Below are 10,637 nucleotides of genomic sequence, written 5' to 3'. Positions count from 1 at the left end.
GTCAGGGGACCCAGCGAACGGCAAGGTCGGCACCGGCGTGCGCGTCGGCGACCAGCACATGGCCGGCGGACGCGTAGCCCGCCACGAGGCGGGCCAGTGGCGCACCGGCGCTGATGTTGAACAGCACGCCGTCGGCCGTCGCGGAAATCGGCGCCACGCTCTTGATCGACGGATCGTTCTGGAAGGTCGCCAACAGGCCCGCGTAACCGGAGGCCGAATGCAGACCCGACACCCAGACCTTGCCGGACGAGCTGCCGCCCTGCGTCGATGCGAACTGGCGGTCCAGCTTGTCGGCCATCGCGTTGGCGCCGTTGCTCAACAGTGCGGCGCGCGCCTCACCGCTGTCCTTCCAGCTCGTCGTCTTGCCGGCCGAGACCAGGGTCCAGTCGGTTTGGTCGTCGCCGATGCTGCCGACCAGCACGACGCCGGTGTTGTACTGGCGCGCCGTCGTCGCGACCGCGGCGGGGTCGCCACTGGCCAGCGCCTTGGCGTCGGGCACGGCGTCGGCGCGCGGGACGACGATCTGATAGCCACGCGTGTCGGCCATCTGCGCCAGCGGGACCAGGTCCTGCTGACCGAGCAGCTTGCCGCTGGCGTCGCGGGCAACGACCAGGACCGGCGCCTTGGGCGCCGCCACCGCCGAGTCGCCGACCGCGAGGATGCGGCGGATGGCGCCCGGGTCGAAGACGATGTCCAGACTCAGCGGCGCACCATTGGCGCCGCCGGTGCGAGCGTACTTGTACTGCTGAACCATGCCGCCCGGCTGCTTCATCGCGTCCGCGTAGCCAGGCTTGCCCCGGGGGTCCGCTCCGTTGGAAGCCCGCGACAGCACCTGGGTCAGGCCGTTGGCGAAGGCCTGATCGCGCACGGCGGCACTGGTGTCGGCGACCGGTACGGTGACCGTATAAATGGAGGTCTGCGCCACGGCGGAGCCGAGGCAGGTCGCCACGAGGAGCGTCAGGAAGACGATGAGACGGGCTGGGCGCATGGTATGGCGTCGCTTTGTGAAGACGGGAAGTCTGCCCAAACCTTGGCATGCCGTCCATCCAAAGCGCGTGCAGGGCAAGGCCGGGCGCCCGCTTGCTGCTATCATTCCGGGTTTCCAATTCGCGCCGGAACCGCTTATGTCCTCCGACCAGGGCTCCCTCACCTACCGCGACGCAGGCGTCGACATCGATGCCGGCAACGCGCTCGTCGAGCGCATCAAGCCGATGGTCAAGCGGACTTTCCGCCCCGAAGTCATGGGCGGACTGGGCGGCTTCGGCGGCCTGTTCGACCTTTCCGGGCGTTACAAGGAACCGGTCCTGGTCTCGGGTACCGATGGCGTGGGCACCAAGCTCAAGCTCGCTCACCAGCTTGATCGCCACGATACGATCGGCATCGATCTGGTCGGCATGTGCGTCAACGACGTGCTGGTGCAGGGCGCGGAACCGTTGTTCTTCCTGGATTATTTCGCCACCGGCAAGCTCGACGTCGACACCGCGGCGTCCGTCGTCGGCGGCATCGCCCGCGGCTGCGAACTCGCCGGCTGCGCGCTGATCGGCGGTGAAACCGCCGAAATGCCGGACATGTACCCGCCGGGCGAGTACGACCTGGCCGGCTTCACGGTCGGCGCGGTCGAAAAGGCCGCGATGAACGACGGCTCGTCGATCGTCGCCGGCGACGTCATTCTCGGTGTCGCCTCGTCCGGCCCCCATTCCAATGGGTACTCGCTGATCCGCCGCATCCTCGAGCGCGCCGGTTCGCCGCTGGACAGCGACATCGGTGGCGTCAGACTGGTCGACGCGCTGATGGCGCCCACCACCATCTACGTCAAGCCGATCCTCGAGCTGATCGCCAAGGTGCCCGTGCATGGCATGGCACACATCACCGGTGGCGGCCTGAAGGAAAACATCATCCGCGTCGTACCCGACGGCCTCGGCGTGTCGATCGACGCGTCGTCGTGGGAAATGCCGCCCGTGTTCCAGTGGCTGCAGCGCGAAGGCAACGTCACCCGCGACGAAATGTGGCGCACGTTCAACTGCGGCATCGGCTTCACGGTGCTGCTGGCTCAGGACCAGGTCGACGCGGCGAAAGCCGTGCTGGCCGGCCACGGCCTGAACACGTGGACCATCGGCTCGGTCGTCGCCGCCAGCGGCGACGAGCGCGTCCACATCGCCTGAGATCATTCGTGGATCGGCCCCTGCGCGTCGCCGCGCTCGCGTCCGGGCGCGGCAGTAATCTCGCCGCGCTGATCGCGGCGCGGCTGCCTGTCGAATTCGTGCTGGTCGGCAGCGACAAGGCCAGGGCCGGAGCGCTCGCTGTCGCCACCGAGGCCGGCATTCCCACCGTCTCGCTCCATCCCCGCGACTTCGCGACGCGTGCCGACTTCGACCGGGCACTGTTCGGCCACGTCGCCGCCAGCGGCGCCGATCTGCTGGTGCTGGCCGGCTATATGCGCATCGTCGACGCCGACGTGGTCGCCGCCTGGGAAGGTCGGGCGATCAACGTCCACCCTTCACTGCTCCCGAAATACCGTGGACTGCATACGCACCGGCAGTGCCTCGAGGCGGGCGACGCGGAGCATGGGGCAAGCGTGCATTTCGTCACCGCGGAGCTGGATGGCGGACCCGTCGTGGCGCAGGCGCGCATCCCTGTGTTGCCGGGCGATACGGAGATATCGCTGGCGGAGCGCCTGCTCGTCGAAGAACACAAGCTGCTGCCGGCCGTGGTCGCGGCGATCGCGTCCGGGCGACTGCGCTGGGAGGGCGGCGCGATTTTCGATGGTCTGCCGCTCACGAGGCCCCTAGGCCTCACCGACCTGTAGGAGCGCGCCCCGCGCGCGAGCTCTCCGGACACGCGGACTATCCCCGGCACGCCACCCCGTCGCCCCGCATTCAGCCACCGCGGCTAGAATCGGATGTCATGAAGACCTCAATCCTCCGCGCCGGCTTCGCGCTGGCCCTCGCCCTGCCCGCCGCCGCGTTCGCCGCGGCCGTGCCGCAGTCGTTCACGGCTACCTACAACGTCCTTCAGGGCGGCAGCCCGCTTGGTGAAGCCACCATCGTGCTGAAGTCGGCCGGCAACGGCCAGTTCGAGTACACCAACGCCAGCAAGGGCACCGCCGGCCTGGCCGCGGCCCTCGGCGCCAATGCCACCGAAACCTCGCGCTTCGCGTGGGCGGGCCAGGTCCCGCAGGCGGTCAGCTACCACTACCAGATGGATGCGTCGTTCAAGCAGAAGACGCGCGACATCAAGGTTCAGGGGGCGACCGTGCAGGTCCAGGACAACAGCAAGAGCTTCAGCTACGCCGCCGTGCCGGGCATGATCGACCGCAACACCCTGCCTCTCGCGCTCGGCGTCGCGCTGCGCGACGGCAAGCAGGAAGCCGCTTTTCCCGTGGCGGTGAAGCAGGCCGTCGAGAACCAGCAGTTCAAGGTGTCGGGCAAAGAAAAAATCACGGTCCCCGCAGGCTCGTTCGATACCGTGCGGGTGGACCGCACCGATGCGGACCGCGGCTTCAACGCGTGGTACGCGCCGGCGAAGTATCCGGTGCCGGTAAAGCTGGCGCAGAAAGATGGCGGGGATCTGACCCTCGAGCTGGTGAAGTTCGAGGGTAAATAAACCTCAACTGTAGGAGCGCGCCCTGCGCGCGACGCTCTTCGCGGGCACCTGTCGCGCGCAGGGCGCGCTCCTACAACGAGCTGGATCAGCCGGGCAGGCGGCGGATGTGCGCGCCGAGGACGCCGAGCTTCTCTTCGATATTCTCGTAACCACGATCGATGTGGTAGACGCGGTCGACCGTGGTATCGCCTTCGGCGACCAGGCCGGCCAGCACGAGGCAGGCCGAGGCACGCAGGTCGGTGGCCATGATCGGTGCGCCGGTCATCTTCGGCACGCCGGTGATGATCGCCGTGTTGCCTTCGAGACGGATGTCGGCACCCAGACGCTGCAGTTCCAGCGCGTGCATGAAGCGGTTCTCGAAAACCGTTTCGGTGATGACACCCACGCCCTCGGCGACGCAGTTGAGCGCGGTGAACTGCGCCTGCATGTCGGTCGGAAACGCCGGATACGGCGCGGTGACCAGATTGACGGCCTTCGGACGACGTCCCTGCATGTCCAGCTCGATCCAGTCCGGACCGGTGCTGATGTGCGCACCGGATTCCTCGAGCTTCTGCAGCACGGCATCCATGGTGTCGGCGCGCGCGCCACGGGCGCGGACCTTGCCACCCGTCATCGCCGCGCCGACCAGGAAGGTGCCGGTCTCGATACGGTCGGGCAGCACTTCATAATGCGCGCCGTGCAGGCGCTCGACGCCTTCGACGATCAGCGTCGACGTGCCGACGCCGTCGATCTTCGCGCCCATCGCCATCAGGCAGTGGGCCAGGTCGACCACTTCCGGCTCCTGCGCGGCGTTCTCGATGACCGTCGTGCCCGACGCCAGGGTGGCGGCCATCAGGATGTTCTCGGTACCGGTGACGGTGACCATATCCATGACGATGCGCGCGCCCTTGAGGCGACCGGCCTTTGCCTTGATGAAGCCGTTTTCGACCGTGATCTCGGCGCCCAGCGCCTGCAGGCCACGGATGTGCTGATCGACCGGACGCGAGCCGATGGCGCAGCCGCCGGGCAGCGAAACCTCGGCCTTGCCATGGCGCGCCACCAGCGGCCCGAGCACGAGGATCGACGCACGCATGGTGCGGACCAGATCGTATGGGGCCACGCAGGAATTTTCGGGACGCGGGTCGATGTGCATCTTCATGCGGTCGTCGAGGACGACGCGCACGCCCATGCGGCCCAGCAATTCGATGAACGTGGTGACGTCGTGCAGGTGCGGCACATTGCCGATGCTGACCGGTTCGTCGGCGAGCAGGCAGGAGGCGAGGATGGGGAGCACGGCGTTTTTCGCGCCGGAGATGCTCACCTCACCGTTGAGCGGCTGGCCGCCGCTGATCAGGATCTTGGCCATGGAAAGGGAGTGCCTTGAGAAAGGGAACGAACCGGGAATGCCGGGCGGCGCGCTGGATCAGCGGCGGCCGGCGGCTTCTTCGGGGGTAAGGGTCTTGAGGCCCAGAGCGTGAATCGCACCGCCCATGAGGTCGCCCAGCGTCGCGTAGACGAGACGATGACGGGCGAGCGGCAACTTGCCGGCGAACTGTTCCGAGATGACGTCGGCTTCGAAATGAACGCCGTCGTCGCCGCGAACGTCCACCAGGGCGCCGGGCAGGCCGGCTTCGATCAATGCCTGGATGCGCGCAGCGTCCATGGAGTCTCCGATGAGGGGGTCGCCGCGGCCGTGAGGGTTCCGAAACGGACCCTGAACCACCGGTCGATGGCAGCGACGATAAAATGAGAATATGTAATGGTAATGGAAATCCGGTGTCGCAGAAATGGACATCCCGGGTCAGAAGCCACCACCCGGACCTCCGAGGCCGCATGAACGCCCGCACCGCCCCGCCTGCCGATCATCCCGTCGTGAATGCCGATACCATCGTCCGTAGCGCGCGCACCGTGATCGTCACCGAGGCCGCGGCGATCCGTGCCCTGGAGTCGAAGATCGACGCCACCTTCGTCCGCGCCTGTCAGATGATTCTGACCTGCAAGGGGCGCGTGGTCGTCTCCGGCATGGGCAAGTCGGGCCACGTCGCCCGCAAGATCGCCGCGACACTGGCCTCCACGGGCACGCCGTCCTTCTTCGTGCATCCGGGCGAGGCCAGCCACGGCGATCTCGGCATGATCCAGCCGGACGACATCCTGCTCGGCATCTCCTACTCCGGCGAGACGGACGAACTCCTCTTCATTCTGCCGGCGGTGAAACGCCAGGGCATCCCGCTGATCGCGATCACCGGCAATCCGAAGTCCTCGCTGGCTCGTCAGGCGGAGGTCAATATCGACGCCAACGTGCCGTCGGAGGCCTGCCCGCACGGACTGGCGCCGACCTCCAGCACGACCGCGGCGCTGGTCATGGGGGACGCGCTCGCCGTCGCACTCCTCGAGGCCCGTGGTTTCACCTCGGACGACTTCGCCCGCTCGCATCCGGCCGGCAGCCTCGGGCGCCGCCTGCTGCTGCATATCGCCGATGTCATGCATACGGGTGACGACGTGCCGCGTGTCGGCGTGGAAGCCTCCGTCAGCGAAGCGCTCGTCGAGATGACCCGCAAGCACCTGGGCATGACCGCCGTGGTGGATAACGAAGGACGGCTGCTGGGCGTATTTACCGACGGCGATCTTCGTCGCGCCCTCGACGACGACGATGTCGATCTGCGCAACGCCACCGTCGGCCAGCTGATGACCCCCGGGCCCAAGACCATCGGCTCGGACAAGCTGGCCGTCGAAGCCGCCCAGCTTATGGAAAAACACCAGATCAACGCGCTGCTGGTCACCGACCCCTCCGGCCAGGTGGTCGGCGCGCTCAACATCCACGACCTGCTCCGCGCCCGCGTCGTCTGACGACCCGGTCCCGGCGCGCCTCGCGCGCGCCCTTTTCGTCCCCATATCGAAACCCATGGCCTACACCCACTACACCGACATCCCCGCCGATATCGCCGAACGCGCGGCCCGCGTGCGCGTCGTCGTCTTCGACGTGGATGGCACCCTGACGGACGGCCGCCTGTGGTACGCCGAGGACGGCCGCGAGACCAAGGTTTTCCACGTGCATGACGGTCTGGGCCTGAAACGCCTTCAGGAAAACGGCATCAAGGTCGCCATCATCACGGCCCGGATCAGTCACCCGGTGTCGCTGCGCGCCGAAGAACTGGGCATTCCCCACGTCTATCAGGGTCAGAAGGACAAACGGGCCTGCCTGAATGCCCTGCTCGACGCCCTCCGCCTTACACCGGAGCAGGCCGCTTTCGTCGGCGACGACTTGCCTGACCTGCCGGCCATGGGTATCGCCGGCCTGGCCGTCGCCGTGGCCAATGCCCACCCCTGGGTGGCCGAGCGCGCCCATTGGCGCACCCGGCTGTCCGGCGGCTACGGCGCCGCCCGCGAGGTCGCCGACATGATTCTCGCCGCCCAGGGCAAGGCCGAAGCCGAACGGGACCGCTGGCTGTGAGCGCCTTCAATCTGCTCAAGGACCGCAGTACCGGCGGTATCGCCGGCATGCTCCTGGTCGCGCTGGGCGCCAGCGTACTGTTCTACTACTGGGTCGCCCCGGAGAAGAAGCTGCAGGACTTCGTCGGTCCGCCGCGCTCGGGCTACGTCCTGACCAACTTCGACCTCGACTCCTACAACGAACAGGGCAAGCTGGCCTTCACGCTCATCGCGCCACATCTGGAGCGCCGCGAGGGTGACGATTCGCTGTACATCAATGCGCCCGACTTCGTGCTGCCCTCGACCAAGGAAGTCGACGTGCCGCCGTGGAAGGGTCATTCGCAGTACGGCTGGGTCAACAAGGACGGCAGCATGCTGAAGCTGCAGGGCAAGGTGCACATGGACCGCGTCGCCTTCGCGCAGACGCCGCCGGCCAGCATCGACACCTCCGAGGTCACCGCGTGGCCCAAGCGGAACTACCTGGAGACCGCCGAGGCGGCCCGTATCGTCCAGGGAACCTCTACAATGAACGGCGTTGGCATGCGCGCCAATCTCGATACCAAGCACCTGGAGCTTCTCGATGCAGTCCACACCACGTATCTGCCGCCCAAGCGCTAACGCGCTGCTTGCGCTGCTTGGCCTGGCGCTCGTGGCCAGCCTGCCGGCCGCCGCCAAGCAGTCCGATCGCAACCAGCCGGCCGACGTCGTCTCCAAGTCGTTCGATGGCTCCCAGCAGCCCAACGGCAAGGTGATCTGGACGGGTAGCGTCGTCCTGACCCAGGGCACCCTGAAGATCACCGGCAGCAAGGCGACGGGTTATTTCGACGCCGATAGCCAGCTCAACCGGGTGGTCGTCGACGGCAGCCCCGCCACCATTCATCAGCTGGACGATTGCGACCAGCCGATGGACGGCAAGGCGTCCAACATCGACTACAAGATCGACAAGGACTTTGCCGTGCTGACCGGCGGTGCCCATGTCAACCAGCCGGCGAAGGGCAGTGCCGATGGCGACAAGCTCACCTATAACACCCAGAACAGCACGATGACGGGCGAGAGCAACGGTCCCGCACCCGTGCACATGACCTTCCAGCCGAAGAGCACCACGCCGGGCGCTCCCGCCAAGGCGGCCGGTGCCTGCCCCACTCCGGCGGCCGCGGCCGCACCTGCCAGGAAGCCCTGACCCGATGCTTTCAGCCCAAGGCCTGCAGAAGCGCTTCCGTGCACGCAAGGTAGTCCGCGACTTCGCCTTTTCCATCCGCGAAGGTGAGGTCGTCGGCCTTCTCGGTCCCAATGGCGCCGGCAAGACGACCTGCTTCTACATGGTGGTCGGGCTGATCCAGGCCGACGCGGGCGTGATCAAGCTCGACCAGCAGGACATTACCGGCCTGCCCATGCACGCGCGTGCCAAGCTCGGCATCGGGTATCTGCCGCAGGAAGCCTCGGTCTTCCGTCGCCTCAGCGTGTCGGACAACATCATGGCGGTGCTCGAGCTGCGCGACGGCATGACGCAGAAGCAGCGCGACGACGAACTCGACAGCCTGCTCGACGAACTGAAGATCGCGCATATCGCCGATCAGAAGGGCATCAGCCTGTCCGGCGGCGAGCGTCGTCGCGTCGAAATCGCCCGGGCGCTGGCGGCACGCCCGCGCTACATGCTGCTCGATGAGCCGTTCGCCGGCGTCGATCCCATTTCCGTGGGCGAGATCCAGCGCATCGTGCGACACCTCAAGGAACGCGGCATCGGCGTGCTGATCACCGATCACAACGTCCGCGAAACGCTCGGCATCTGCGACCGCGCGTACATCCTCAACGACGGTGAGGTCCTCTCGCGCGGTACGCCTCAGCACATCCTCGCCGATGAGAAGGTGCGCGAGGTGTATCTGGGTCGTGAATTCCGCATCTAGAGCGCGTCACCGGCCATCTGCGCCGACGCGCAGATTCGGCCAGAGGTGCTAGCCGGCCGGACCGCTGGTTTGTGGAGGCCGCAAGGGGTTAGGATGGATTCGACACCTCACGCATCGAAGGCATGAAACCCGGACTTCAGTTTCGCCTGCATCAGCAGCTCACGCTGACCCCGCAGCTACAGCAGGCCATTCGTCTGCTCCAGCTGTCGCAGCTGGAGCTCGAAGCGGAACTCCGCCAGATCGCGGAGAGCAACCCGCTGCTCGAGTTTGCCGAAGATGCGGAGTCCGACGCGGATGCCGACGGCGACGCCGCGGACGAGAACGGTTTCGACGCGGAGTTCCCGTCCCGCCAGGAGCTCCCGGCCAAGTCCTCGAAGGAGGACGAGTCCACCGCCACCCCGTCCGAAGAACTCGCCCCGGAGTGGGATGACGATCGCTTCCACGGCGAGGCGGGTGACTACGCCGGCGCCCCATCGCGTGCCAACGGTGGTGACGAAGACGGTTTCGAGCCGCAGAACGCCGCGCCGGAAAGCCTCCAGCAGCACCTGGAGTGGCAGCTCAATCTTTCCCAGTTCTCCCCACGCGACCACGCGATCGCCACCGCGATCATCCACGCGCTGGACGAGGACGGGTACCTGCGCGACGGGGTCGAGGCGGTGGAAGTCGCGCTGCCCGCCGAACTGCGGGCCAGTGCCGGGGAGATCGAAGCGGTACGCCAGCGCGTGCAGCGATTCGATCCCACCGGCATCGCCAGCCTCGATCTGCGCGACTGTCTGCTCTGCCAGCTCTCGCAGTTTTCGACCGAAACCCCGTTCCGCGACCTGGCGATCCGTATCGTCCTTGAAGAGCTGGAGCTCCTCGCGCGAAACGACAGCGTCAAGATCGCCCGTCGGCTCAAGGCCGCCGAGAACGAGGTGGCCAGCGCCGCGGCGCTGATCCGCAGCCTCGATCCGCGCCCGGGCGCCGCGCTGGATGCCACGCCCGTCGAATACGTCGCGCCCGATGTGTACGCACGGCGGGAAGCGGGTCGCTGGACGGTCAGCCTCAACGCCGACGCGCAGCCCCGGCTGGGGCTCAACCAGCATTACTGCAACCTCATCGCCCGCGCGCGCGGCGACGACGCCACCTGGATGAAGGGCCAGCTGCAGGAAGCCCGCTGGTTGCTGAAGAGTCTGCAGTCGCGCGCCGAAACCCTGACCAAGGTCGCGGAAGTCATCGTCCGCCGCCAGAGCGCCTTCCTCGATTACGGCCCCGAGGCCATGCATCCGCTGGTGTTGCGTGAGGTCGCCGAAGAAGTCGGCATGCACGAATCGACGATTTCACGGGTCACCACCCGGAAATACATGCACACGCCGCGCGGCACTTTCGAACTCAAGCATTTCTTTTCCAGTGGCGTGGCGACGGAAGACGGCGGCAGCGCATCCGCCACCGCCATCCAGGCCATGTTGCGCAAGCTCATCACGGGCGAGGACGCACGCCGCCCCTTGTCCGACCAGGCCCTCGCCGAGGAGCTCCATCGACGCGGAATTCAGGTCGCACGCCGTACGGTCGCCAAGTACCGTGAAGCGATGCGAATTCCCAGCTCCAGCGAACGCGTTCGCGCAGGTTGAGAAACATCGGGGGGAACCCCGGCGGAGGTCCACGGTCTCATCAGTTCAGGCTTGAGGAGCGGCAACCCCGCCGTTCCGATCTCGTCGCCATAAGGCGACACCCTCAGCAAGA

12 protein-coding genes are annotated in these 10,637 nt (G+C 67.0%); 9 read left to right on the top strand and 3 right to left on the bottom strand.

What is annotated here, in order from left to right:
• Nucleotide 1 precedes the first annotated feature (1 nt).
• Nucleotides 2-988 (bottom strand): DUF2066 domain-containing protein, encoded by a 987-nt coding sequence (locus tag B5X73_RS15425; protein WP_176167864.1) that lies wholly within the window; start codon nucleotides 986-988, stop codon nucleotides 2-4.
• A gap of 136 nt (nucleotides 989-1,124) precedes the next feature.
• Here B5X73_RS15425 and purM point away from each other — a divergent pair, with 136 nt between their 5' ends.
• From purM to B5X73_RS15410, 3 genes are all read left to right on the top strand, one after another.
• A complete protein-coding gene (gene purM / locus B5X73_RS15420) occupies nucleotides 1,125-2,162 on the top strand; it encodes a phosphoribosylformylglycinamidine cyclo-ligase (RefSeq protein WP_079522452.1) in 1,038 nt (345 codons plus the stop codon).
• Between the two features lie 8 nt (nucleotides 2,163-2,170).
• Nucleotides 2,171-2,806 carry a phosphoribosylglycinamide formyltransferase gene (gene purN / locus B5X73_RS15415; protein ID WP_079522451.1) on the top strand — a complete coding sequence of 212 codons (636 nt, stop codon included), beginning with the start codon at nucleotides 2,171-2,173 and terminating at the stop codon, nucleotides 2,804-2,806.
• A gap of 98 nt (nucleotides 2,807-2,904) precedes the next feature.
• A complete protein-coding gene (locus B5X73_RS15410; RefSeq protein WP_036115642.1) occupies nucleotides 2,905-3,603 on the top strand; it encodes a DUF3108 domain-containing protein in 699 nt (232 codons plus the stop codon).
• A gap of 85 nt (nucleotides 3,604-3,688) precedes the next feature.
• Here the strand turns inward: B5X73_RS15410 and murA are convergent, their stop codons facing one another.
• Nucleotides 3,689-4,948 carry a UDP-N-acetylglucosamine 1-carboxyvinyltransferase gene (gene murA, locus B5X73_RS15405; protein WP_036115645.1) on the bottom strand — a complete coding sequence of 420 codons (1,260 nt, stop codon included), beginning with the start codon at nucleotides 4,946-4,948 and terminating at the stop codon, nucleotides 3,689-3,691.
• A gap of 57 nt (nucleotides 4,949-5,005) precedes the next feature.
• Nucleotides 5,006-5,245, bottom strand: a complete 240-nt coding sequence (locus tag B5X73_RS15400) for a BolA family protein (protein ID WP_036115647.1) — start codon at nucleotides 5,243-5,245, stop codon at nucleotides 5,006-5,008.
• 170 nt (nucleotides 5,246-5,415) lie between these two features.
• On the opposite strand from B5X73_RS15400, the gene B5X73_RS15395 reads away from it, so the two are divergent.
• From B5X73_RS15395 to B5X73_RS15370, 6 genes are all read left to right on the top strand, one after another.
• On the top strand, nucleotides 5,416-6,429 hold the full coding sequence (locus B5X73_RS15395) for a KpsF/GutQ family sugar-phosphate isomerase (protein WP_079522450.1): 1,014 nt from the start codon (nucleotides 5,416-5,418) through the stop codon (nucleotides 6,427-6,429).
• A gap of 55 nt (nucleotides 6,430-6,484) precedes the next feature.
• Nucleotides 6,485-7,033, top strand: coding sequence for a KdsC family phosphatase (locus tag B5X73_RS15390; protein WP_079522449.1), 549 nt, complete (start codon nucleotides 6,485-6,487; stop codon nucleotides 7,031-7,033).
• Complete coding sequence (lptC, locus tag B5X73_RS15385) at nucleotides 7,030-7,629, top strand: LPS export ABC transporter periplasmic protein LptC (RefSeq protein ID WP_254857312.1); 600 nt, start codon at nucleotides 7,030-7,032, stop codon at nucleotides 7,627-7,629. Before B5X73_RS15390 ends, lptC begins: the two co-directional genes overlap by 4 nt.
• A complete protein-coding gene (gene lptA / locus B5X73_RS15380) occupies nucleotides 7,592-8,191 on the top strand; it encodes a lipopolysaccharide transport periplasmic protein LptA (RefSeq protein ID WP_052191132.1) in 600 nt (199 codons plus the stop codon). Before lptC ends, lptA begins: the two co-directional genes overlap by 38 nt.
• Nucleotides 8,192-8,195: 4 nt before the next feature.
• Complete coding sequence (gene lptB, locus B5X73_RS15375; protein ID WP_036115655.1) at nucleotides 8,196-8,915, top strand: LPS export ABC transporter ATP-binding protein; 720 nt, start codon at nucleotides 8,196-8,198, stop codon at nucleotides 8,913-8,915.
• A gap of 122 nt (nucleotides 8,916-9,037) precedes the next feature.
• Entirely contained in the window at nucleotides 9,038-10,525 is a 1,488-nt protein-coding gene (locus tag B5X73_RS15370) for an RNA polymerase factor sigma-54 (RefSeq protein ID WP_079522448.1), read from the top strand.
• Nucleotides 10,526-10,637 lie beyond the last annotated feature (112 nt).

It is taken from the genome of Luteibacter sp. 22Crub2.1 (assembly GCF_900167995.1).
Lineage (GTDB): Bacteria > Pseudomonadota > Gammaproteobacteria > Xanthomonadales > Rhodanobacteraceae > Luteibacter > Luteibacter mycovicinus.
This window is presented reverse-complemented; position numbering and strand designations above follow the sequence as displayed.

Excerpts from the sequence above, each read along its gene's own strand:
- murA (WP_036115645.1), bottom strand. The coding sequence starts at position 4,948 with ATGGCCAAGATCCTGATCAGCGGCGGCCAGCCGCTCAACGGTGAGGTG.
- B5X73_RS15370 (WP_079522448.1), top strand. The coding sequence starts at position 9,038 with ATGAAACCCGGACTTCAGTTTCGCCTGCATCAGCAGCTCACGCTGACC.
- lptA (WP_052191132.1), top strand. The coding sequence starts at position 7,592 with ATGCAGTCCACACCACGTATCTGCCGCCCAAGCGCTAACGCGCTGCTT.
- purM (WP_079522452.1), top strand. The coding sequence starts at position 1,125 with ATGTCCTCCGACCAGGGCTCCCTCACCTACCGCGACGCAGGCGTCGAC.
- B5X73_RS15425 (WP_176167864.1), bottom strand. The coding sequence starts at position 988 with ATGCGCCCAGCCCGTCTCATCGTCTTCCTGACGCTCCTCGTGGCGACC.
- lptB (WP_036115655.1), top strand. The coding sequence starts at position 8,196 with ATGCTTTCAGCCCAAGGCCTGCAGAAGCGCTTCCGTGCACGCAAGGTA.
- B5X73_RS15400 (WP_036115647.1), bottom strand. The coding sequence starts at position 5,245 with ATGGACGCTGCGCGCATCCAGGCATTGATCGAAGCCGGCCTGCCCGGC.
- B5X73_RS15395 (WP_079522450.1), top strand. The coding sequence starts at position 5,416 with ATGAACGCCCGCACCGCCCCGCCTGCCGATCATCCCGTCGTGAATGCC.
- B5X73_RS15390 (WP_079522449.1), top strand. The coding sequence starts at position 6,485 with ATGGCCTACACCCACTACACCGACATCCCCGCCGATATCGCCGAACGC.
- B5X73_RS15410 (WP_036115642.1), top strand. The coding sequence starts at position 2,905 with ATGAAGACCTCAATCCTCCGCGCCGGCTTCGCGCTGGCCCTCGCCCTG.